Below are 22,852 nucleotides of genomic sequence, written 5' to 3' on the forward strand. Positions count from 1 at the left end.
GCAGATACTGAGAGTCAACATTGTACTAGTAGGGCATGGTGGTTCATGGGGATCCTTGCGCGAAATCGCAGATCATCCAGGCTCTCGCGGCCAACAGTCGGGGAGTGGGCGTCGTCACCGATTTGCCGCGCTACAGTCTGTACGGCGTGTTGATCCAGGCCTCGCCACCCGCTCCGGAGTTGAACATGAGGTTACCCTGCACGGTGCGTGGGATCGTCAGCATTACAGCCCCGGAATCCTGGAAAGCCTGGCGCAGCGGTTCAAGGACTTTTTGCTCAGTACGCACGCAAGCGCGACGCTTGTGTCTGCAACTCGAGCTATGACGTGGTGGCTAACAGGACACTACAGCGCCTTATTCAGCGAGCATCCGGAAACTCGATCTGATTGGCTGACGCGTAGCGCAGGCTATCGAGCAGGTCGGCGATCCCCTGGTCGCTCTCTGTACCTTTGCGCCAGCACATTCCTAATGTGCCCAGTGCATCGAGTTCAAATTCCAGCGGGACGATCAGGCCGCGCTGGGTGAAGTGGTCGGCCACGCGGTCCGAGGCGATCGAGAGCATGTCGCTCAATTGCAGCAGCCACAGGTTTGCAATCAGCGAGGATGACTCCACCCGATAGGGCAAAGGCCGTTGACCGGCGTTGGTCAGGGTGATGTCCAGCTTGCTGCGAATCGGCGTGCCCACTGGCCACATAATCCAGTCGAAGGCATGCAATGCCTCCCAGTCCAGTGAAGGTTGGCTGGTCAACGGGTGCCCCGGCCTGCTGATCACCCGCATGGTCTCTTCATACAGCAGTTCGCTGCACAGACTGTGACGAGGGGCGAAATTGTCGAAGCGGCCAACCACCAGGTCCAGTTGCCCTTGCTCCAGTCGCTCGAGCAGCACATTCATGGTGTTTTCCTGAAGCTCCACCTGTGCATTGGGATGTAAACGCAGAAACTGGATGATCGCCGCTGGCACCAGGTTAGGCGCAGAAGCGGGCGATGTGCCGATGGCAACACGATACGAACTGCCTTCCTGCATGGCGGCCAGATTCTGCTGGGCCCGGTCCATTTCACTCAAGACCCGCCGTGCATGACCCAACAACATGTGCCCTTGAGAGGTCGGTTTGAGCCCGCGGGCATGGCGTTCGAATAAGGGCGCGCCAACACTATCCTCCAGTTCCTTCAGCCATTTCGAAAGGGCCGGCTGAGTCGTGAAAGTCACCCGTGCAGCCTCACTGATACTTCCGGTCTCAGCCAGGCTGATCAGCAATTGCAGGTGACTGAGTCGTAGTCGGCGGGTCCAGTCCATCTTTTTACCTATACATTTATTGGCATGGATTGATCGTGAAATAGCATTATTAGGATATGTGATGCTGCAGGATAATTCATCGGGCAACGGTTTCTACCTCGCATGGAAACCGCTCTTCGAAGCGTTTACCCGACTAAAGGGTTTGACCTTCGGCTAACTCGCCAGGGTGTCCTGATGAATAACAAAATCAACGATGTGCGTGCCGATTTTTACCAGCGCATCGACAAGCATCATCTCTTCCCGCTTTGGGAGCAACTGCACAATCTGGTTCCCAAAGAGCCTGCCGATGCCTGTGTCGGTGCGTTATGGCGTTATCGGGAATTGCGTCCATATCTGACTGAAGCGGGTCGTTTGATCTCGGCAGAAGAAGCGGTTCGTCGCGTTCTGGTCCTGGAGAATCCTGCCATCCGTGGCTCGGCTTCGATTACCTCGAGCCTGTACGCCGGACTGCAATTGATCCTGCCGGGTGAGATCGCCCCAAGTCACCGCCACAGTCAATCAGCGCTGCGCTTTGTCGTCGAAGGTCGCGGGGCGTTTACGGCAGTCGACGGCGAACGCACGACCATGGAGCCCGGCGACTTCATCATCACACCCTCCTGGACCTGGCATGACCATGGCAACCCGACTGAAGCCGAAGGCGGCGAGCCGGTGATCTGGCTCGACGGTCTGGACATTCCCATGGTGCGTTTTTTTGGCGCTGGATTCGCTGAAAACTACGAGGAGCCGGTTCAGCCACTGACCCGCCCCGAAGGTAACAGCTACGCGCGCTATGGCATGAATTTACTGCCGATGCGCCATGAACCCAGCTCGCGAACTTCGCCTGTATTCAACTACCCCTATGCCCGTACTCGCGAGGCGCTCGACATCCTGCTGCGTCAGGATCAGGTCGATCCGTGGGATGGGGTGAAGCTGCGCTACGTGAATCCGCTTACCGGCGGCTGGCCGATGCCGACCATCGCGACCTTCATGCAAATTCTGCCGCGAGGTTTCCGCGGTCAGACTTACCGCAATACCGATGCCACGGTTTTTTCGGTCGTGGAAGGCCGGGGCAGCGTCAATATCGCCGGACAGCGCCATGAGTTCGAAGCCCGCGACATCTTCGTTGTGCCGAGTTGGGCGGCGGTGAATTTTCAGACCGATGAAGACTGCGTGCTGTTCAGCTTCTCTGACCGACCGGTCCAGGAAGCGCTGGGCATTCTTCGCGAATCCCGTGAATCCCGTTAATCCCTAATTCGTTTCTATCAGGAGTCGAGCATGACTTACGTTGTCGAGCCTCAAACGGTTACTGCACTGTCGATCAATGGCAGCACTGACACTTTTCCGGTGCGCCGGGTGTATTGCGTCGGCCGTAACTACGCCGCTCATGCGCGGGAAATGGGTTTTGATCCCGACCGCGAGCCGCCGTTCTTTTTCTGCAAACCGGCCGACTCCGTGGTGCCGGTGGCTTATTACCAGCCCTTGGAACTGCCTTATCCGGCTGAAACCAGCAACTATCACTACGAAATCGAGCTCGTCGTGGCCATTGGCAAGGCAGGTCGCGATATTCCGCTGGAGCAGGCCAACGACTATGTCTATGGCTACGCCGTTGGCCTGGACATGACCCGCCGTGACCTGCAGATGAAAATGCGCGAAATGGGCCGCCCTTGGGAAATCGGCAAGGCGTTCGATGCCTCGGCTCCGATCGGTCCATTGCACCCGGCCAGCCAGATTGGCCACCCGAGCAAGGCCGGTCTGTGGCTGCAGGTCAATGGAACTGACAAGCAACGCAGCGATATCGACAAGCTGATCTGGTCTGTCCCGGAAACCATTAGCTATCTCTCGCGCTTCTTCGAACTGCAACCTGGCGACTTGATCATGACGGGTACACCCGAAGGTGTGGGCCCGGTAGTGGTCGGCGAACGCATGACCGGTGGCGTAGAAGGCTTGGGCGAGATCCAGGTCGACGTCGTTTAACCCGCTCCGGGGCCGGCTCCACGCCGCCGGCCCCGGATTGAAGGCCAATACGTGGCCCGCATTGCGCGGGCCCGGAGGATTCGCTTATGTCTTCCACGGATAAAAATAATAGTGTGGATGTACAAGACTTCATCGACACCAGGCCGGTCAGCCCCTTTCAGTGGTTGGTTCTGGGCTTGTGCTTTCTGGTGACGGCCATTGATGGTCTGGACACTGCCGCCGTCGGTTTCATCGCCCCGGCCTTGCGCGACGAATGGGGTTTGACGCCTGCGCAACTCAACCCGGTACTGGGCGCTTCTTTGCTCGGCCTGATGCTGGGGGCTTTCATCGCAGGCCCCTTGGCTGACCGTTTCGGTCGCAAAACCATATTGTTGGTTTCCGTTTTATTCTTCGGTGGGTGGAGCCTGGCCGCTTGTGCATCACAAGATGTCCTGAGCCTGACCGCCATGCGTTTTTTTACCGGACTTGGCTTGGGTGGCGCCATGCCCAATGCGATCACCCTGACCTCCGAATACTGCCCGCAACGCCGTCGCTCGTTGATGGTCACCACCATGTTCTGCGGCTTCACCCTGGGGTCAGCGCTCGGGGGAGTAGTAGCCGCTCAGATGGTCCCAGTGTTCGGTTGGCGCAGCGTGCTGTTTCTTGGCGGACTGTTACCGCTGTTGTGTCTGCCATTTCTGTTTGTACTGTTGCCTGAGTCGGTGCGATTCCTGGTGCAGCGCTCGGCGCCTGCGGCGCGGATCAGCGCCATTTTGCAACGCATCTCGGCACAACCGCTGGCAAGCAACCTCAGCTATGAGATTCACGATGGTATCGGTGAATCCAACACTCGCCAGTCGCCGATCCACCAGATTCTCAGCGGTAGCCATCGCATGGGAACCCTGCTGCTGTGGAGTTCATTCTCCATGAGCTTGCTGATCATTTACATGATGACCAGTTGGCTGCCGATCCTGATCAAGGATACCGGCCTGCAGCTCAGCCAGGCGGCGCTGATCAGCGCCATGTTTCAGGTTGGCGGCACCGTGGGCGCTATTGTCCTGGGTGGGGCCATGGATCGCTGCAACCCATTCTGGGTGTTGGTCTGCGCCTACATCGCAGGCGCCTTCTGCCTGATGTCGATCGGTCTCTTCCATGATCAGTACATCCTGTTGGTTCTCGGAGTGTTCGGCATGGGCTTTTGCATCAGTGGATCGCAAGTTGGGGCCAATGCGCTGGCTGCCGGCTTCTACCCGACCACTATGCGTGCCACCGGGGTCAGCTGGGCCCACGGTGTCGGCCGCATCGGCGCGGTTCTCGGCACCCTCGGCGGTGGCTGGATGCTAGGCATGGGCATGGGTTTTAGCGGCGTCTTCACCCTCCTGATGGTGCCCGCCGTGCTGGCCAGCGCGGCGATATTTCTGATGGGCCTACGCTACAGCCGCTCGCTGCAGCAGACCTCAATCGTCGTTCATTGATCTGCCATAGGTACAGTCACTATGAAGCTCTACAGTTTCTTCAATAGCTCCACCTCTTACCGGGTGCGTATCGCGCTTGCGTTGAAGGAGCTGCCCTACGACTACCAGGGCATCAACCTGCGGGTCGGTCAACAGTACAGTTGCGAACATCGCGAGCGCAGTCCGATTGGCGGTGTGCCGGTGCTCGATGCCGATGGCGCTCTGTTGACCCAATCCCTGGCCATCATCGACTACCTCGACAGCCAGTACCCCGGCCCACGGCTGATCCCGGCCGATGCTCTGCAGCGTGCCCTCGTGCTGGAAATCGCCAACCTGATCGGCTGCGATATCCATCCGATCAACAACGTACGGGTGCTCAATTACCTGCAGAACGTATTGGCCGTCACCGCTGAACAAAAGGCTGCCTGGTACAAACATTGGGTGGCCGAAGGCCTGGCCGCCGTCGAAGCACTGCTGCAACGCCATGGCAGCGGCAACTACTGCATGGGTGACGAGCCTGGCCTGGCCGACTGCTGCCTGATACCGCAAGTGGCCAATGCCGAGCGTATGGGCTGCGACCTTTCCTCTTACCCGCGGGTGATGGCGGTGTATCGCCATTGCCTGGAGCTGCCTGCATTTCTGGCTGCTGCACCTGCTCGGCAGCCCGACTTCATTGCATAACTAATCGGCAGGCTTCGCTGCCCATTCAAGCAGCCTGCTCAGCAACATATTTGGAGACCGGAATCATGACTGCACAAGATAAAAAACAGTCGGTTATCGTCGTCGGTGGAGGCATCGGTGGCCTCGCCGCTGCCCAGGCATTGACCCAGCAGGGTATTGCGGTACTGCTACTGGAGCAGGCTGACCATATTGGCGAGATCGGTGCCGGCATCCAGCTTGGCCCGAATGCCTATGCGGCGCTCGACGCTCTGGGAGCGGGCGAGGCCGCACGGAGTCGCTCGGTGTTCACTGATCATCTGATCATGATGGATGCAATCGATGCCCACGAAGTCGCTCGCATCGATGTCGGTGAAGCGTTCCGCAAGCGCTTTGGCAACCCCTATGGAGTGATCCACCGTGTCGACATTCATCTGTCGATTCTTGAAGTGGTGCAAAACAACCCGCTGATTCAGTTCAAAACCTCGGTCTGCATTAAAAACCTTGAGCAGGACGTCGATGGCGTAACGCTGACCGACAGTCACGGCAATACCTACCGCGCCGATGCCGTTATCGGCTGCGACGGAGTGCGCTCGGTGGTTCGCGATGCGCTGCATGGCGAGCCGCCGCGTGTGACCGGGCACGTGGTGTACCGCGCGGTGGTCGAGGAAAAAGATATGCCTGAGGACTTGCGCGTCAACGCGCCGATGCTCTGGGCAGGCCCGCGTTGCCACCTGGTGCATTACCCGCTGCGTGGTGGCAAGCAATACAACCTGGTCGTCACCTTCCACAGCAAGGAACAGGAAGAGTGGGGCGTTACCGAAGGCAGCAAAGAGGAAGTACTGAGCTACTTCGAGGGTATTCACCCGCGTCCACGGCAAATGCTTGACCGTCCGACCTCCTGGCGGCGCTGGGCCACGGCTGACCGCGACCCGGTGGAAAACTGGGGCAAAGGTCGTGTGACCATCCTCGGCGACGCCGCGCATCCCATGACCCAATACCTGGCCCAAGGCGCCTGCAGTGCACTGGAGGACGCCGTGGTACTGGGGCAGGCCGTCAAGCAATGCAACTTCGACCTGCAAGCTGCTTTCCGTCTGTACGAAACCATCCGTATCCCACGCACCGCTCGCATACTCTGGTCAGCCCGGGAGATGGGACGCCTCTACCACGCCAAAGGCGTCGAGCGTCAGGTGCGCAACCAGCTATGGGAAGGACGTACGCAGGAGCAGTTCTACGACGCCATACAGTGGCTGTACGGCTGGAGCCTCGATAACTGCATGAAGCACTGATCCGCTTATCGACTTCGCCTGACGCAAGCGCGGGCCATTAAAAAATGGATCTCTGAAAAGAGGTCCATTTTTTTCGTCCAAAGCGTGGCTGGGAGCATATCGAGCGGCGTCCCCATGGCGAGGTCGACCTGCTCGGTGGGCAAACCGACGGTGCCGCGCTGCGTCGCCTCGGCATCCCCACTGCGCGCATCGGCTGGCCATGGCCGGCCGAAGGTGCACCGCTGCCGGTCGCCGAGGGGCTTGGGGCATGGGCGCGACCTACATCCCGGATCTGCTACCGTGCGCCAGGAAAATCATGTACGCACTGATCGACACCCTGACCCGGCCTCGTAGCGAGTTGGGCCTGTAGTCAGCGACTCGAGTTCTTTGATGGTAATTTTGGCCATGAGGCGCTGTAAGGGCAGGGTGATCATGAACTGGGAACCAGCAGCACTTGGAGGACTGTTTTAAGGCGACTGATTTCAACCACATAGCTGCCCGTCAGCAACGGTAGAGTTCGGCCAAAAGCGGACCTCAACGAGCAATACAAGAAGTAGCCGTCGCGCAGATTTTGTCCCCTTGCCAACCAGGCACCGTGCAGATACTGTCAGCTTATGAATCAGCTACGCATTGCCTCGACCACCACTACCACGATCGCCCGAAGCGGGTCGTGAGAGGTGTCGTGAGCCAATAACGCACGAACTTCAAAGGCCCGCCAGCGATGGATAGGGCCTTTTCTTTTGCCCTTGTGTCGCTGGTCAAAACGCAAGGAAAAGCACTATGTATGCACTGTTGATTCTCGATATGCAGGTTGGATTGTTTCATGGCCCGGAAAAACCATGGGCTGGCGAGGCGCTGCTGAACACGTTGAATAGCCTGTTGAATAAAGCCCGCAGGGCCGGCGCGCCAATTTTTCTTGCTCGCCACGTGGGGCCGCCTGGCTCGCCTATCGAACCTGGAAGCCCGTTGACGCAACTGGTGCAGGAACTGTTGCTACAAGGCGACGAAGTGATTTTCAAAAAAAGCCGACCTAACGCTTTCGCCATGACTGACCTGGCCGATCGGCTAAAAGCTTGTGGATCTCAAGGCGTGGTTATTGCCGGAATGAAGACCCAGTATTGTGTCGACAGCACCTGCCGCGCCGCACGAGATCTTGGATTCGATGCAGTGCTGATCGCCGATGGTCATACCTGCACCGACACCCCTGCGTTGAAGGCCGAAAGTATCGTCGCTCATCACAATGCAACCCTGGCGGGCCCATTCTGTCGTGTCGTTCGCGCTGAGGACTGGCATTTCTAACCAGCGTTGATAGATCGGCTCAAGATTGGGTCGATCTGTCCGCTTTGGATTGTGGATTGCAGCCCTTTGCGACAGGCAGCAAAATATTTCAGACCCCATGATTGCGGCTGCATTGGCCGCAAACGGATTGTATGGGCGCGTTATGCAGGTCCGCCCCCACGACTAATCCACAATGAACAACTTCGCCCCGGTGGTGGTGAATGACCGATGTCCCTCAGCATTATTACCCACCTGATAACTCATTCCCGGCGTCAGTGTGAACTGACGACCATCTTCCAGTTCAGTATGCAACTGACCCTCCAGGCACAAAAGGATGTGCCCCCTCCAACACCAATGATCGGCCAAATATCCAGGGCTGTACTCGACCATCCGCACACGCGCTGAACCAAACTGGCAGGTACGCCAATAGGCTGTGCCTGTCTGACCGGCATGCGCCACCGGCTCTATCGTTGACCAATCGGTGGTACCGAATGGGATTGCAGTAAGATCCATGGTTGCCTCATCGAAATACAACAAATGCAGACCGTATCAATCTGGCGATGGTGCCGATAGACACAGACGGCCCGCATTTATGGGATACAGGCGCTGCACAACCCGAAGGCTAGTTGCCCCGCCCTCCACCAAACGACCACTCATCGCTGGCCGTAGTGGTGATCACCACCATGACATCCTCCGCGTTCAGTCCCGTCGCCCGCCCCAATTTATCGACCAGATCGCGGTAAAAACGCTGTTTGGTCTCAACGCTTCGAGGACGGCCTGCGGTAATCGCGATTAGCACAAAGTCATGGCTACGCGGCCCGCCCAGATAGTGGGGATCAAATATCAGCTCGCCGATCTCATGTTGGTGAATGGCCTGGAAGCGATCAGTCTTCGGCACCTCGAAGCTCTCGACCAAGGCGTCATGCAAACCCTCAGATAATGCCTGTAAATACTCGGCCGACTTCCCGCGGTGCAGTGAAATCCGTGCAAACGGCATCAACGATTACTCCTGATATTTTGGAAGGCAAGCCTGCAGCTCACTGAGCAAATTCAGCGCCGATGTGGCTGTCGGCCAACCTGAATAAAACGCCAGATGGGTTATGACTTCGGCCAGTTCGTCGACACACAAGCCGTTATCCAGTGCACGTTTCAAATGAAATGGCAGTTGCTCCAGACGGTACATCGCCACCAGCGCGGCCACCGTCGCCAGACTGCGTTCACGGGGCTTCAATTGCGTACGCGTCCACATGTCGCCAAACAATACTTTGTCGGTCAGCTCGGCAAACTTCTGCGGGTAGTTGCTTTGGTGTTCTCGCCCCGTGACCATCGATACATTCATGATGTTTTTTCCTCTGATGTCCCAATTTGATGGAGGAAAACTATCAAGTCGCAACAATTCCGAATATCAGATTTAATTGCACCAATAATCCTGAATTAGTGGACTATTGAATGCGCCGCCCAACCTTCGATCTTGAAGTATTGCGCACCTTCGTCACCGGCGTGGAGTTCAACAGCTTTGCCAAAGCGGCGGATCGTCTCGGTCGGTCGACATCTGCCGTAAGCGCTCAATTGAAGAAACTCGAGGAGCAGATCGGTACGCCGGTGCTGGCTAAATCCGGTCGCGGACTGGTCTTGACCCCAACAGGAGAAACACTGCTCAGCCATGCCCGCCGGTTGCTGGAGCTGAACGATGGCATTTTCCAGACCCTGCATGAAAGCCAGACTGCCGGGTCCATACGCCTCGGGCTTCAAGAGGACTTTGGGGAACATTTCCTGAGCGATATCCTGCGACGCTTCGTCCAGACTTACCCGAGGGTGAATCTCGAAGTCAGGATCGCCCGTAATGCCGAACTGCTTGCTATGGTCGAAAGCGCAGATCTGGACCTGGCCCTGACCTGGGACACCGGGCACATGTCGCCCTATGCCACGCGTCTGGGCGCAACACAGATGCACTGGATCGGAGCCCGCGATACGCCACTGCTGACTGCCCTTGATGACTCACCGTTGCCATTGATCATGTTCGACGCGCCTTGCGTATTGCGCAGCGCCGCCACCCAAGCGCTGGATGCCGCGCAAATACCTTGGCGGATCGCCCTGACCAGTCCCAGCGTCGGTGGTATCTGGGCGGCCGTCGCCGCCGGATTGGGTCTGACGCTGCGAACCCGCATCGGGCTGCCAAGCCATCTCACCATTGTTTCTGGCTTACCCCCCGTACCAAACCTTGGCTATGTGCTTCAAAGCGGTGGCGACGACCCAACACCAGCCACCCAACAATTGGCCGAATTGATCAAAACGAGCCTGCAAGAACAGGCGTTTCGTTTCACGATTACGAAGTAATCGAAGGCACCCAAGGGTTCAATTCGAGCAATACGGATGAAGAATAACGAAGCACTGAGGCGGTGGGCGAATGACGGCTATGGGTAGGTTGCTGCCTGTTGCGAAGGGTAGCAATCAACCCAAAGCTGACGGTGACGACAGGCAAAAATCGGACAAATACGGTCATTCCAGTTCTGTTTGCGCGAAACCTTGGAATTGGCCAACACGCCCTCATAACAATGGCTATACCCAACGTCCCCGAGAGGAAGGACAGACCATGACCAGACAAACTGAAACTGCCATTCTCGCTGGCGGCTGCTTCTGGGGCATGCAGGATCTGCTGCGGCGCTATCCCGGTGTGCTGCGCACGCGGGTCGGTTACACCGGCGGCGATGTGCCGAATGCCACCTACCGCAACCATGGCAACCACGCCGAAGCCATCGAGATCGTCTTCGACCCTACCGTGATCAGCTACCGGCAGATCCTTGAGTTCTTCTTCCAGATACACGACCCCTGCACGCCCAACCGTCAGGGTAATGACCTAGGCCCCAGCTATCGTTCGGCGATCTACTACCTCAGCGAACAGCAACGCGACATCGCCGAGGACACCGCTGCCGATGTCGATGCTTCACACCTGTGGCCAGGCCGGGTAGTCACCGAAATCGAACCGGCGGGGCCCTTTTGGGAAGCTGAACCGGAGCACCAGGACTACCTCGAACGTATACCGAATGGCTACACATGCCACTTCATCCGCCCGAACTGGAAGCTCCCCAAACGCGCCTGAGAGTCACGCTTGTGAGGCGTAGAGGTGACCGCTTCTGGCCGACATCTGCCTTTCGTGATGGGCAGATATCGGCCGAGGCTGTGTAAAAACGTTTTTGATCGTAATAGGTGGCTGGATTCGACACAAAAATAGCGCTCCTACGCAAATTTCAGGTCTGCTGAGTTGCCGAGTGCCAGCAATCCTAGAGGTCCACTTTGTTGTTCGCGGACTGCGTCAAAAACTCGCTGATCAGTGACGTAACCTGCTGTTGGATTACCTCGCGCGGACGAGCATTGTCGCCATCCCCGCAAATGATGCCATCGCCAGGAATGTCCTCTTCGAGCAATGCCACTGCACCTGGTTTGCAAATCGGCAAGAAGCTGAAATGGCTGGCGTCACTGATCTCGACATAGCGGCTGGACGCTTGGGGCAGGCGTGTGGCCAGGTTGGCGGACTCCAACTGAGCAGGCAGTTCCACCGACGGTGTGCCGGCAGCGATAACTAGCACCGGCACCGGCAGTGCGGCAAGGCTCTCATCGGTCATCCCGCGCGAGAGTCCCAGGTCCAAAGAAACCACAGCGGTGACGCGTTGATCGCGCAAATCGCCGGCCAGACCAGCCCTTAATGCCGGAGTACTCTCAGGGTTGATCTTTTGATAATTGGTGCAACTGGATAACTGCGGATGGAGTTTGCAGTCACGGGCAAACAGGGCCGGGTCGAAACGAGCACCGGCGATCTCCATTGCAGTCCAGCCGCCGAGTGAATGGCCCACTACAGCAATTTGACGCTTTGCGACTACGCCAAATTTTTCAGGTTGAGTGGTGACCGCCTCAATGGCCCGATGCAGGTCAATGGGCCGCTGCCATAACTGCGCCGCCGCTTGCGGGCTGCGATCATGGGTCGTGGTGCCGGGGTGGTTGACCGCAGCGACAATGTAACCCTTTTGGGCCAATGCACTCGCCAACCAGTTCTGATTGTTCCAATTGCCTCTGAATCCATGGGAGAGCACCACCAATGGGTGCTCGCCAGCAGAGGGTGGCGCGTTGCGAACCGCAGAAACACCGACAAACACCACATCGTCGCCGATCAACTGTGGGGTGATGGTCGTTGTACTGGGATACCAGACGACCATCTCCAGCGGACGCTCATTGTGTGGGTCCGGCAGGGTGGAGGATTGGAAGCCGACAGAGTTGACGTCAGCGAGAGCGCTGGTCGTCAGACAGGTTAAAAGCAGGGCGCCGAGAGCTGGTTTCAATGGGGTTGTCTTCCTTGATTTAGATAGGGGTTCAGATCCTGAAACCCACCGATAGCGTGCATCACATCTCGCAAATTATAGAAATCCAGCGCCGTGTGCAGGTGAATCCGCATCGACATTAAAGCCGATACTCCGACTGACATGCATAGTTTTCGTTATCTGCATCGACCGGTTGAATCCACAGCCGTTTTCTGCCTGTCGCCACCAACAGCAATAGGTATCTGTCCAGCGAGACAAATCGCCAACCTATACTCCAAGCCCCCGCCTTTGTACGGGGCCGAGCGAGTAGAAAAACGTGGTTTTCGCGTCCCAAAGAGGTCTCTACAAATGAACGACCAACCTGAACGTTCCCTTCGTTTAATCTCCGCGCCAGATGGCACTTTTAAACACCGCTATATTGATACACCGTCGCACTCCAATACTGGCTGCCGTTACGTTTTTGGCGAACCCATCCATCGGCCACCAGTTGTTTGGCGATCATTCGATTCATAAAGCCATGACCGAGCAGCAGAACCGGTCCTTCGTTGGAAAGGGACTGAAGTCGTCGAGCTGCCGTGCTGGCGCGCATCTTCGCAGCTCCGGCGGATTCGACGCTGCGTGAGTAACCGCACAACCATAAGACTCGAAGGATAAATGCCCAGGTAAACGGCGATAGCCGTAGCAGTTTCCAATGACCACAAGGTAGTTGTGCTTCGCCGAAAAGTGCGTCGACCAGTGCAGGCTTCAGGCCGAGCGCTTGGACGGAGGTCAGCGCACGAGGTGCGCTGCTTGAAACAATCACCGTGGCGGTTGCGGCGAGTCGCATACTGGCATGCGGGACCGGGTGGTGGGTAATTTCGGATCGGTTGTATTGCTCGATCCAGTCTTTCATCTCGAGCGCTGAGATTTTTTCGGTTGCGGCCAGTTTTGGCTGGCCGTGACGCATCAGGATTATTTCCCTGTTCACAATTTTACGTCCTTGTTCTGGTGTGTTTCAAACCAGCCGTGATCGCGGTACCACGCCACGGTGTCGGTAATTGTTTGCTCCAGTGCCCGGAAATTCAGGTCAAGCTCTTGTTCACTCTTGCTGTGGTTGAAACAGGTGCGGTCCTTTTCTCGTATCAACAGGCGCAACGTGGCCATGCTCAGCAGAATGGGCTTGCCAGTGAGGCGCGCATAGATCTCCTGCACAACCGCCAAGGTGTATAGAAAGGGCAGCGGTAGTTGTCGAACGGGTGTCTTGACGCCCGCTATACGTCCTAGAACAGGGACCAGCTGACGCATCGTCATATGCCGGCCCGCCGAGAGATAGCGCTCACCTCGACGCCCATGTTTGGCAGCGGCAATCTGCGCTAATGCCACATCGCGGGCATCAACAACGGAGAAGCTACCGGGGATCAGTCCGGGTAATTTGCCGTGCACGACATCGTTAACCAACTGTCCCGAGGAGGTCGGGCCAATGTCGGCAGGACCCCACATCCAACCGGGCAGGACCATGCAGGCATGCATCTCGGGATGTGCTTCCAGGAACGACAAGACGACACGGTCGGCTAGGATCTTGCTGCGGTAGTAGTCATCCGCGTCGGCGTCGGCCCGCAGACATGTCTCATCGATGGACGAGCCTGGTGCGCCGTCGAGCACGGCAATGGAAGACGTATGGATGAACCGTCGTATACCGGCGCGGTAGGCCTGGTGAATCAGGTCCCGCGTACCGGCGACATTGATCTTTTCGAGTTCCTCCCAGTGCTTGCCACCCTTGTAGTTATCGCGAAAGAACGCCGCGGTGTGAAACACCGTATCGCAACCTTGCAGCGATGCTGCGAATGCGTCGACATCGGCCATGTCACCAACGACCAGCTCCACCCCCGGCAGATTGTTGAACTGCTGTTCACCTTTGGTTCTTGAGCGGACCAGGCCTTTGACCGCGTAGCCACGAGCGACCAATTCACGCACCAGGTTGTTGCCCAGCAAGCCAGTTGCGCCAGTAACAAATGCGCTGCGCATGGCTCAACCCTCACCCTGTTCGGCTAACGGCATCAACACCGCACTGTCGAAGAAGGCCTCTTCACGGATGGCCAGCCCGTTTCTGAAGGTGAAGTGTGCGGCGTAGTGCACGGTAATATGGCGTCCATGGGGTGCAATTACCCGGCCTGGCAACACCAAGGGTGCGGCGAAGGTGCCGGTCAATAAGGCAGTCAGCGCTAAAAGATCGTCAGCGACCATGAATGGGGTGAAGGTCACCTGGGCGTCAGGGAACGCTTCGAACAGCGCAGTCTCTCGTTTGCGCATGGATTCGCGACCGGTTTGAATCCCCATACCGTCGAGGTAGATGAAGTCTTCGCAAACCAACGCAAGCATCGCCTCCACATCACGGCGATTGAAGGCTCTTGCGGCGCGTTCCGCATAGTCGTTGGGGCCAGTAGTCATACAATCCATTCCATTCATTTCGAGGGCCTGTAGATATACCTTTGAGGCCTCTCCCGAAAAACAGCGACTACTGCATAATGGATTTGCACATATGCAGACCAGGGAGGACAGGACGCATGGCGTTGCAAGAAAATTGGGACGATCTTCGTCTGCTGTTGGCAGTCTCGCGGCGTGGCAGCTTCCTTCAAGCTGGCCAGTTGCTGGGTATCGCGGCGTCTACCGTGTCCCGTCGCCTGACCCAACTTGAGGTCGCACTGGGCGAGCCACTCGTCGAGCGGGGCGTTGAAGGATGCTGGTTGACCTCGCGGGGCCAATCCCTCGTGGAAGTTGCACTGGCTGCGGAAGCTGGCTTGAGGCGTCAAACCGCTGCTGGCACATCCGGGCTACACACAGAGCTATCTGGCAGTGTCCTGGTCAGCGCAGGAGAGGGGTTCTCGTCTTGTGTGCTGGAGGCCGCGAGTCGCTTCACCTCTCTGCACCCGCGTTGCTCGGTGGAGCTGATGGTAACAGCCGACTTTCACAAGATCGTCCGCGGCGTGGCAGACATTGCTGTACGTACAACTCATCTGGGTGAGCCGTCACTGATTTATCGACCAATAGGCCGGCTCTCCTACGGTGTCTTCGCTGATGCAGGTTATCTGAAGCGGTTTCCAGGGGTGACCCCGGCCACTGCGGTCAATGTTGCCTTGCTTCCCCCGCTGGACATGTTGCCGCAAATGCGTGCGGCAAAGGCCGGTGGTCTGGACCGCGCGCAGATCAGCGTGAATTCGTTCGCCGTACAGCTCGAATCGGTGAGGCGAGGTATGGGGGTGGCCGTACTGCCCCGTATATTGGCGAAGGATCTGATCGGGTTGTTCCCGGATCTCCACCTTCCAGATATGGAGGTCTATCTGGTGACCCGGCCCCAGGCATTAAAGCAGGCCCACATCAAATGTTTTTTTACCATCCTGGAGCAGGTGCTGCTCGAAGCCCTATCCATAGAAAATGTCGAAGGTTACCTCTTAGGGCGCGCCCCGAGAGTATCGGAACAATAACGATCTCTACTGCGTACGGGTCACCGTGCTCGGGCATCTATGGCAATTCGAAGGAGGACGCATTTTATCCAACTTGTTTCGTGGATGAGCAGCATCAAAACCTGGATGGCACCAATTAATATGCCCTGCGCTAGACTTGGTTTTGCGATGAGCGTGGAGCGCTTATCAAATACCCACTCAAAGGATGAGCACATGAGCCGCACCGGCCATATCTGCCTGATGGCGACCTATAACAAATGGATGAATATAAAGATCTATGGAGCGGCCAGGTGCTTGTCCGATGATGAGCTCTCAGCTGATAGAAAAGCGTTCTTCAGGTCGATTCTCGGGACGCTAAACCACGTGGCAGCCGGAGACACTGTGTGGCTAAAGCGATTCGCCAAACATCCAGCGAACCACTCGGCATTGGAGCCGGTGAGGCGACTTTCTGATCCGAAAAACCTTGGCCAGGCGTTGTTCTCTACTATTGGAGAACTCTTAGCATATCGAGAGAGGCTTGATCAGATAATCGTCGAATGGGCTAACTCTATTACAGAGTCCGATCTAGACCACACCCTCAATTACGCCAGCTTGAAGGGTGTAGTGTCCGACAAGGATTTTTACGGCCTGGTGATGCATTTCTTCAACCATCAGACCCATCACCGTGGCCAGGTTACTACGCTGCTTTCACAGGTTGGTGTCGACATAGGTGATACAGATTTAGTCGTCCTTATCCCATCCCGATCCAGCGTATGAAGAAAAGCTGGATACCAGTATTGAGAATTCACAGCCAAAGAGGGCAATCCGATTCGGATCGCACTGATTGCATCGCTATTGCCCTGGCATATTCCATGACGAACACCTTCGCACCGCTGGTGGTGAACGAGCGCTCTCCCAGGGCGTCGTTGCCCACCTGATAGCTAATCCCGGAGGGGCAGGGTGAACTTGCGACGATCCGTGGTATACGCTGGAAAAGACATCAACGACTCGGTTGGTGAATGCTCGTAGGTTGAGGACAACACGGCACTGAGTCGATCGCCCAGCAGATGCCACGCACGCTTCTTTTCCTCGACATCATCGTGATGCAGGTAATGGCGCCTGACCCGGGAGCCGGCCAGTATATGATTTTGACAGCGATCGATAACGTCCAGGCTAACCCCCCAAATGTGCCTTGGCGATTTTCTTGTGCTCGTTGGGATTGATCTGCTCATCAATGAGCGTGCGAGCCTGGTTGCGGGCCTTGCGGATGTCCATCAGGGATTTGCGCGGCCAGGAACCGCAGGAGTGCTCTTTGTTCTGGTCGCCCCACCGATAGCGATAGAAAAAGCTGACCGATACGCCGTCCTTGCGGACTGAGATTAGACCGACCAGATTGCCATCCTCCCTGAGGATTCGGCCGGCATCATTAGCGGTCAGCGCTCGCACTTCGTGGAAGCCCGGCATCTCTTCTTCCTTCCATCTGGCATCCTTGAATGCTCGCGTCAAATACCGCTCTTCAACCTTCGTCCAGTGATCCCTCGCCCACCATTCACCGGCGGGCTGTCTGTGGATTAGTGGGTTAAGCTGGAAAGCAGGCAACGTAAGCGTGCAAACGGTCTCTCATCATGGATGAATCAAAATGAAGCTGATTTTGGTTGTGCTTGTTGTTGGTCTGTTGGTGTGGAAGCTTTCCCCTGAGTTGCAGTCTTGGGCTGAGGCTCAGCTGTCGAATCCCAAAGGAACTGCTTCGGTCGTGACTGTGCTGAAACCTGTTTCGGCTCCTGTCAAATGTGATGGGCGCAAACGTTGTTCGCAGATGACCTCGTGCGCAGAGGCCAAGAGTTTTCTGCAAAATTGTCCAGGAATGGAGATGGACGGAGACCACGACGGGATACCTTGTGAGACGCAGTGGTGCCGGTGACTATTCGACGTTCACTGACAGGTTCAATGTTAATTTTGTTCAGGGTTGTGTTCGGGACACCCGACACTGCACTGGGTAAAGTCCTAAGCGCTTGCCCGGCCTGGTGTGTTTCAGATGGATTACTGAATGGCCAGCAACTGGTCAGGGTGGGCACCAATTCAGACAGGGTGCAGGCGACAGGTGCCCGCGGGTTACGGGCACATAGGTTTATTGCCGGCAGACCGGTTGGCCAACTGGATTTGTCGTTTTGTCGCGGCACCCGAAGCCTTCGATTTGCTGGCACAACAAGTGGATTTCACGGCCATTGAGTTTGTAACGTTCGAGGCGTTGGCAAGCTGAGCCAGTTCGGAACGCTACGCTAACCTTAGCGTCGATCCAGCCAAACCGTTTGTGCATTACAGAACTCGCGCACCCCGAAATGCGAGAGCTCCCGGCCAAAGCCACTCTTCTTCACGCCACCAAATGTGACGCGCGGATCGCTGGCGCTATAGCCGTTGATGAACACGCCGCCGGTTTCAAGTTCGCCGGCCATCTGGCGGGCGAGTTCGACATTGCGCGTGTAGAGGGTGGCGGTGAGTCCGAACTCACTGTCGTTGGCCAACTCCAGCGCATGGGCTGCGTCTCGGGCCGTGATGATTGAAGCCACAGGACCAAACAATTCCTGTTTGAATGAGGTCATCTGATCGGTCACGTTGCCGAGCACAGTGGGCTCATAGTAATTGCCGGGGCCTTCAGCCTTCTTGCCACCCATTAGCAACGTCGCGCCTTCTTCCAATGTGTCGCGCACCTGTTGATCCAGTTCATCGCGTAGATCGAAGCGAGCCATCGGGCCGATGTAGGTGGTGGTGGCTAGTGGATCACCGACGACCAGTTGTTGGGTGGCCTCGACGAACTTGCGGGTAAATTCCCGGGCAATGCCTTGCTCGACAATCAGGCGTTTGGCTGCGGCGCAAACTTGTCCGGAGTTTTGATAGCGCCCGATCACGGCGGCTTTCACCGCCTCATCAAGGTCGGCGTCGTCGAGCACAATAAATGGGTCGGAGCCGCCCAATTCCAATACGCACTTCTTCAGCGCGGCTCCAGCCTGAGCGCCGATGGCCATGCCGGCACGCACGCTACCGGTGAGGGTGACCGCCGCAATGCGTGGATCGGCGATCGCCTTGGATACGCCCTCTGGCGTGACATTGATGATCTCGAACACACCTTCAGGAAATCCCGCTTGCCTGAAGGCTTCCAGTAGCAGATAGGCGCTGCCCATAACGTTTGGCGCGTGCTTGAGCACGTAGGTATTGCCTGCGAGCAACGTGGGGACCGCGCCGCGCAGGACTTGCCAGATGGGGAAGTTCCACGGCATGACGGCGAGAATCGGGCCGAGCGGGCGATACTCAATGCGTGCTTTGCCGCCTTCAACCAGGGTTGGTTCCGAGCTAAGCATGGCGGGGCCGTGTTCGGCGTACCACTCGCAGAGCTGTGCACATTTTTCAATTTCACCGCGAGCCTGGGCAATCGGCTTACCCATTTCCAGGGTGATCATGTTCGCCATGGCCCCTGAATTGTTGCGCAAGGCCTGGCCGAGGTTGATCAAAAGCTGCGTGCGTTGTTCAAGCGGTTTGCTGCGCCAGGCACGAAACCCGGTAGAGGCCCGCGTCAGCGCGGCCTGTAATGCTGAATCGGACTCGAAAGGGTAATGGCCGATCTGTTCGCCAGTAGTCGGGTTGATCGAAATGGCATGGGTAAGGCTGGAAACATTGGTCATGGCACCGTCCTGCGAGGTAGGAATGTGCTCAGGTTATGGGGGTATATGTTTTCTGGAAACTGAATAATACTGAGCGTAACGTTCACGTTTGGAGAATGACTTGGATCTGGTTCAGCTCGAAATTTTCAAGGCTGTCGCCGAGCACGGCAGCATTAGCGTTGCCGCCCAGCATATTCACCGGGTGCCATCAAATCTGACGACCAGAATCAAGCAGCTTGAGATGGACTTGGGTGTGGACCTGTTTATCCGCGAGAAGAGTCGTCTGCGCTTGTCACCAGCCGGCTGGAGTTTTCTGGATTACGCGCGACGTATTCTCGATCTGGTTCAGGAGGCGCGCGCCACAGTGGCGGGTGAAGAACCGCAAGGTGCATTCGCGTTGGGTTCGCTGGAGAGCACCGCCGCGGTACGTATTCCCGAGCTATTGGCAGCCTATAACCAGAAACACGCCAAGGTCGAACTGGACCTGTCCACCGGCCCCTCCGGGACCATGATCGATGGGGTGCTGTCGGGGCGGCTGGCCGCTGCATTTGTCGATGGTCCGGTGTTGCATCCGGCGCTGGAGGGCGTACCGGCATTCGAGGAGGAAATGGTCTTGATCGCACCGCTCAACCATGAACCGATTCATCGGGCGAAGGATGTGAATGGCGAAAACATCTATGCCTTCCGCTCCAACTGCTCCTATCGCCATCACTTCGAAAGCTGGTTCGCCAATGGCGCGGCGGTACCCGGCAAGATTTTCGAAATGGAGTCCTATCACGGCATGCTGGCCTGCGTCAGCGCTGGTGCCGGCCTGGCGCTGATGCCCCGCAGCATGCTCGAAAGCATGCCTGGATGTTCGACGGTCAGCGTCTGGCCGCTGTCGGAGTCTTTCCGCTATTTACGCACCTGGCTGGTATGGCGCAGGGGGACGGTGTCGCAGAGCCTCACGATGTTTGTGCGTTTGCTGGAGGAGCGTGGGGTCGTGTTGATCGAAAAATAGTGGAAAGTTAACGGTCTGCGCTGAAAAACCGGATAATGGCGGCCAAATCGTTTAGCTCGTTATTCTGGTAATCGCACATGGAAATCAAGGTCAACTTTCTCGACAACCTTCGACTTGAGGCCAAGTTCGACGACTTCACGGTGATTGCCGATCAACCCATTCGCTACAAGGGCGATGGTTCGGCGCCGGGGCCGTTCGATTACTTCCTGGCTTCGTCGGCGTTGTGTGCGGCGTACTTCGTGAAGTTATATTGCGAAACTCGCAATATCCCCACCGAAAATATTCGCCTGTCGCAGAACAATATTGTTGACCCGGAAAACCGCTACAACCAGATTTTCAAGATTCAGGTTGAATTGCCGGCCGACATTTCCGCCAAGGACCGTCAGGGGATCTTGCGCTCCATCGACCGTTGTACGGTAAAGAAGGTGGTGCAAACCGGGCCTGAGTTTGTGATTGAAGAGGTCGAAAACCTCGACGCCGATGCCCAGGCGTTGCTGATGCCGCACTCGACCAGCGAAGCGGGCACCTACATTGTGGGCAAGGACCTGCCGCTGGAGCAAACCATCGCCAACATGTCGGGCATCCTGGCCGACCTGGGCATGAAGATTGAAATCGCTTCGTGGCGCAATATCGTTCCCAATGTGTGGTCGCTGCATATTCGCGATGCGCACTCGCCGATGTGTTTTACCAATGGCAAGGGCGCGACCAAAGAAGGCGCGCTGGCATCGGCGTTGGGCGAGTTTATCGAGCGGCTCAACTGCAACTTCTTCTATAACGATCAGTTCTGGGGGGAGGACATCGCCAACGCGGCGTTTGTGCATTACCCGGACGAGCGCTGGTTCAAGCCGGGCCCGAAGGACGAACTGCCATCTGAAATCCTCGACGAGTACTGCCTGAAGATTTACGACCGGGATGGCGAGTTGCGTGGTTCGCATCTGTACGACACCAACTCCGGCAACACCCAGCGCGGCATTTGTTCGCTACCGTTTGTGCGTCAGTCGGACAATGAGGTGGTGTACTTCCCGTCCAACCTGATCGAAAACCTGTTCCTGAGTAATGGCATGAGCGCAGGCAATACGCTGGCCGAAGCGCAGGTGCAGTGTCTGTCGGAAATCTTCGAGCGCGCGGTCAAGCGCGAAATCCTCGAAGGCGAAATGGCCCTGCCGGATGTGCCGCAGGAAGTGTTGGCGAAGTACCCGGGGATTCTGGCCGGTATCCAAGGCCTGGAAGAGCAGGGCTTCCCGGTGCTGGTCAAGGACGCGTCGCTGGGCGGGGAATTCCCGGTGATGTGTGTCACCTTGATGAACCCGCGTACCGGTGGCGTATTTGCCTCGTTCGGCGCGCACCCAAGCCTGGAAGTGGCGCTGGAGCGCAGCCTGACGGAACTGCTGCAAGGTCGCAGTTTCGAAGGTTTGAATGATTTGCCTCAGCCGACGTTCGAAGGTCAGGCGGTGACTGAGCCGAACAACTTCGTGGAGCACTTTATCGACTCCAGCGGTGTGGTCTCGTGGCGCTTCTTCAGCGCCAAGCCGGATTTCGAATTCGTTGAGTGGGATTTCTCCGGTCAAGGAGAAAACTCGAATGTCGAAGAGGCCGCGACTTTGTTCGGCATTCTCGAAGACATGGGCAAAGAAGTGTACATGGCGGTCTATGAGCACATCGGCGCCAAGGCCTGTCGCATTCTGGTGCCGGATTACTCAGAGATCTATCCGGTAGAAGATTTGATCTGGGATAACACCAACAAAGCGCTGCAGTTCCGCGCCGACATCCTCAACCTGCACAGCTTGAGCAAAGTCGGCCTGAGAACGCTGGCCAAGGGTTTGGAAAGCAGTGAGCTGGATGATTACACCGACATCACCACCTTGATCGGCATCGAGTTCGACGACAACACACCTTGGGGCAAATTGACGATCCTGGAGCTGCGGCTGCTGATTTATCTCGCCTTGCAGAAGTTTGATCAGGCGAAAGATCTGGTGGAAGCCTTCTTGCAATACAACGACAACACCGTGGAGCGCGGGTTGTTTTATCAAGCCGTGAACGTCGTGCTGGAAATGCAACTGGACGATGATCTGGAACTGAGCGACTACGAGGTCAACTTCCGCCGGATGTTCGGCGACGAACGGATGGACGCGGCAATAGGGTCGGTGGATGGCAGTGTACGTTTCTATGGTCTTACGCCGACGAGCATGAAACTGGAAGGGCTCGACAGGCACCTTCGGCTGATCGACAGCTACAAGAAGCTGCACACGGCGCGAGCCAGAGTGGCGGCGTTGTACAGCTGATAGAGATAACAAAAAAGCACCTTGGGTGCTTTTTTGTTTTTTGGCGGCAGGCTAATCGTCTGTACGCGGTGGTCTCGTTTTTTGGCTCTGTCATGGGCTGTTGCTGCCTATGAGGAGGTCCTTCTATATAGAAGGGCGTTTGGGCTCTTCTATATAGGCGTCCTTTGGGGCGTTTTGCTGCATTCTGCAGGTTATTGATAGAAAACCAAAATCAGTGCTTGACGGCAGATCTCAGGTGTCTATAATTCGCCCCACTTCCGGCGCAGTCGAAACGGAAAACTCCTTGATAAACAAAGAGTTA

23 protein-coding genes and 1 pseudogene are annotated in these 22,852 nt (G+C 56.9%); 14 read left to right on the forward strand and 10 right to left on the reverse strand.

Annotated features, from left to right (window positions below; genetic code table 11):
- Positions 1 to 356 precede the first annotated feature (356 nt).
- Entirely contained in the window at positions 357 to 1,292 is a 936-nt protein-coding gene (locus tag PMI28_RS01225) for a LysR substrate-binding domain-containing protein (RefSeq protein WP_007992557.1), read from the reverse strand.
- Positions 1,293 to 1,466: 174 nt separating this feature from the next.
- On the opposite strand from PMI28_RS01225, the gene gtdA reads away from it, so the two are divergent.
- From gtdA to PMI28_RS01195, 6 genes are all read left to right on the forward strand, one after another.
- Positions 1,467 to 2,516, forward strand: coding sequence for a gentisate 1,2-dioxygenase (gene gtdA, locus PMI28_RS01220; protein WP_007992562.1), 1,050 nt, complete (start codon positions 1,467 to 1,469; stop codon positions 2,514 to 2,516).
- 30 nt (positions 2,517 to 2,546) lie between these two features.
- A complete protein-coding gene (locus PMI28_RS01215; protein WP_007992564.1) occupies positions 2,547 to 3,245 on the forward strand; it encodes a fumarylacetoacetate hydrolase family protein in 699 nt (232 codons plus the stop codon).
- Between the two features lie 86 nt (positions 3,246 to 3,331).
- The gene (locus tag PMI28_RS01210) at positions 3,332 to 4,699 is read left to right on the forward strand and encodes an MFS transporter (RefSeq protein ID WP_007992567.1); all 1,368 of its coding nucleotides are present in this window, start codon (positions 3,332 to 3,334) and stop codon (positions 4,697 to 4,699) included.
- A gap of 21 nt (positions 4,700 to 4,720) precedes the next feature.
- A complete protein-coding gene (maiA, locus tag PMI28_RS01205) occupies positions 4,721 to 5,359 on the forward strand; it encodes a maleylacetoacetate isomerase (protein WP_007992570.1) in 639 nt (212 codons plus the stop codon).
- Between the two features lie 65 nt (positions 5,360 to 5,424).
- Positions 5,425 to 6,624, forward strand: a complete 1,200-nt coding sequence (locus PMI28_RS01200) for a 3-hydroxybenzoate 6-monooxygenase (protein ID WP_007992572.1) — start codon at positions 5,425 to 5,427, stop codon at positions 6,622 to 6,624.
- Positions 6,625 to 7,383: 759 nt separating this feature from the next.
- Positions 7,384 to 7,902 (forward strand): isochorismatase family protein, encoded by a 519-nt coding sequence (locus tag PMI28_RS01195; RefSeq protein WP_007992575.1) that lies wholly within the window; start codon positions 7,384 to 7,386, stop codon positions 7,900 to 7,902.
- Positions 7,903 to 8,064: 162 nt separating this feature from the next.
- Here PMI28_RS01195 and PMI28_RS01190 read toward each other — a convergent pair whose 3' ends face one another.
- The 3 genes from PMI28_RS01190 to PMI28_RS01180 all read right to left on the reverse strand — a co-directional run bounded on the left by PMI28_RS01190 (position 8,065) and on the right by PMI28_RS01180 (position 9,220).
- Positions 8,065 to 8,394 (reverse strand): DHCW motif cupin fold protein, encoded by a 330-nt coding sequence (locus tag PMI28_RS01190; RefSeq protein ID WP_007992577.1) that lies wholly within the window; start codon positions 8,392 to 8,394, stop codon positions 8,065 to 8,067.
- A gap of 109 nt (positions 8,395 to 8,503) precedes the next feature.
- On the reverse strand, positions 8,504 to 8,878 hold the full coding sequence (locus tag PMI28_RS01185) for a tautomerase family protein (protein WP_007992578.1): 375 nt from the start codon (positions 8,876 to 8,878) through the stop codon (positions 8,504 to 8,506).
- Positions 8,879 to 8,884: 6 nt separating this feature from the next.
- Entirely contained in the window at positions 8,885 to 9,220 is a 336-nt protein-coding gene (locus tag PMI28_RS01180) for a carboxymuconolactone decarboxylase family protein (protein WP_007992581.1), read from the reverse strand.
- A gap of 110 nt (positions 9,221 to 9,330) precedes the next feature.
- On the opposite strand from PMI28_RS01180, the gene PMI28_RS01175 reads away from it, so the two are divergent.
- Together PMI28_RS01175 and msrA are read left to right on the forward strand one after the other, a co-directional pair.
- Entirely contained in the window at positions 9,331 to 10,218 is an 888-nt protein-coding gene (locus PMI28_RS01175) for a LysR substrate-binding domain-containing protein (RefSeq protein WP_007992582.1), read from the forward strand.
- 256 nt (positions 10,219 to 10,474) lie between these two features.
- Positions 10,475 to 10,981, forward strand: coding sequence for a peptide-methionine (S)-S-oxide reductase MsrA (gene msrA, locus PMI28_RS01170; protein WP_007992584.1), 507 nt, complete (start codon positions 10,475 to 10,477; stop codon positions 10,979 to 10,981).
- Positions 10,982 to 11,162: 181 nt separating this feature from the next.
- On the opposite strand, the gene PMI28_RS01165 is transcribed toward msrA, so the two are convergent.
- The 4 genes from PMI28_RS01165 to PMI28_RS01150 all read right to left on the reverse strand — a co-directional run bounded on the left by PMI28_RS01165 (position 11,163) and on the right by PMI28_RS01150 (position 14,621).
- Positions 11,163 to 12,215, reverse strand: coding sequence for an alpha/beta hydrolase family protein (locus PMI28_RS01165; protein ID WP_007992586.1), 1,053 nt, complete (start codon positions 12,213 to 12,215; stop codon positions 11,163 to 11,165).
- Between the two features lie 382 nt (positions 12,216 to 12,597).
- Positions 12,598 to 13,140 carry a hypothetical protein gene (locus PMI28_RS01160; RefSeq protein WP_007992588.1) on the reverse strand — a complete coding sequence of 181 codons (543 nt, stop codon included), beginning with the start codon at positions 13,138 to 13,140 and terminating at the stop codon, positions 12,598 to 12,600.
- A 17-nt stretch (positions 13,141 to 13,157) separates the two neighbouring features.
- Positions 13,158 to 14,198 carry an SDR family oxidoreductase gene (locus PMI28_RS01155; RefSeq protein ID WP_007992589.1) on the reverse strand — a complete coding sequence of 347 codons (1,041 nt, stop codon included), beginning with the start codon at positions 14,196 to 14,198 and terminating at the stop codon, positions 13,158 to 13,160.
- Positions 14,199 to 14,201: 3 nt separating this feature from the next.
- The gene (locus PMI28_RS01150) at positions 14,202 to 14,621 is read right to left on the reverse strand and encodes a nuclear transport factor 2 family protein (protein ID WP_033063622.1); all 420 of its coding nucleotides are present in this window, start codon (positions 14,619 to 14,621) and stop codon (positions 14,202 to 14,204) included.
- 116 nt (positions 14,622 to 14,737) lie between these two features.
- Between PMI28_RS01150 and PMI28_RS01145 the strand changes: the two genes are divergently transcribed.
- Both PMI28_RS01145 and PMI28_RS01140 read left to right on the forward strand, forming a co-directional pair.
- Positions 14,738 to 15,655 carry a LysR family transcriptional regulator gene (locus tag PMI28_RS01145; protein ID WP_007992595.1) on the forward strand — a complete coding sequence of 306 codons (918 nt, stop codon included), beginning with the start codon at positions 14,738 to 14,740 and terminating at the stop codon, positions 15,653 to 15,655.
- Positions 15,656 to 15,847: 192 nt separating this feature from the next.
- Complete coding sequence (locus PMI28_RS01140) at positions 15,848 to 16,390, forward strand: DinB family protein (protein ID WP_007992597.1); 543 nt, start codon at positions 15,848 to 15,850, stop codon at positions 16,388 to 16,390.
- A 411-nt stretch (positions 16,391 to 16,801) separates the two neighbouring features.
- On the opposite strand, the pseudogene PMI28_RS01135 reads toward PMI28_RS01140, so the two are convergent.
- A pseudogene (locus PMI28_RS01135) lies at positions 16,802 to 17,077 on the reverse strand (Arm DNA-binding domain-containing protein); the annotation flags it as partial.
- 175 nt (positions 17,078 to 17,252) lie between these two features.
- On the opposite strand from PMI28_RS01135, the gene PMI28_RS0129025 reads away from it, so the two are divergent.
- Positions 17,253 to 17,534: an excalibur calcium-binding domain-containing protein gene (locus tag PMI28_RS0129025; protein ID WP_033063623.1), complete on the forward strand. Its 282-nt coding sequence runs from the start codon at positions 17,253 to 17,255 to the stop codon at positions 17,532 to 17,534.
- 126 nt (positions 17,535 to 17,660) lie between these two features.
- Positions 17,661 to 17,873: a hypothetical protein gene (locus PMI28_RS0129030; RefSeq protein ID WP_033063624.1), complete on the forward strand. Its 213-nt coding sequence runs from the start codon at positions 17,661 to 17,663 to the stop codon at positions 17,871 to 17,873.
- A 25-nt stretch (positions 17,874 to 17,898) separates the two neighbouring features.
- On the opposite strand, the gene PMI28_RS01130 is transcribed toward PMI28_RS0129030, so the two are convergent.
- Positions 17,899 to 19,290 carry an aldehyde dehydrogenase family protein gene (locus PMI28_RS01130; RefSeq protein WP_007992600.1) on the reverse strand — a complete coding sequence of 464 codons (1,392 nt, stop codon included), beginning with the start codon at positions 19,288 to 19,290 and terminating at the stop codon, positions 17,899 to 17,901.
- A 100-nt stretch (positions 19,291 to 19,390) separates the two neighbouring features.
- Here PMI28_RS01130 and ptrR point away from each other — a divergent pair, with 100 nt between their 5' ends.
- Positions 19,391 to 20,269 carry a putrescine utilization regulator PtrR gene (gene ptrR / locus PMI28_RS01125; protein WP_007992603.1) on the forward strand — a complete coding sequence of 293 codons (879 nt, stop codon included), beginning with the start codon at positions 19,391 to 19,393 and terminating at the stop codon, positions 20,267 to 20,269.
- A 77-nt stretch (positions 20,270 to 20,346) separates the two neighbouring features.
- Positions 20,347 to 22,551: an OsmC domain/YcaO domain-containing protein gene (locus PMI28_RS01120; protein WP_007992604.1), complete on the forward strand. Its 2,205-nt coding sequence runs from the start codon at positions 20,347 to 20,349 to the stop codon at positions 22,549 to 22,551.
- Positions 22,552 to 22,852: the final 301 nt, after the last annotated feature.

It is taken from the genome of Pseudomonas sp. GM48 (genome assembly GCF_000282335.1).
GTDB lineage: Bacteria > Pseudomonadota > Gammaproteobacteria > Pseudomonadales > Pseudomonadaceae > Aquipseudomonas.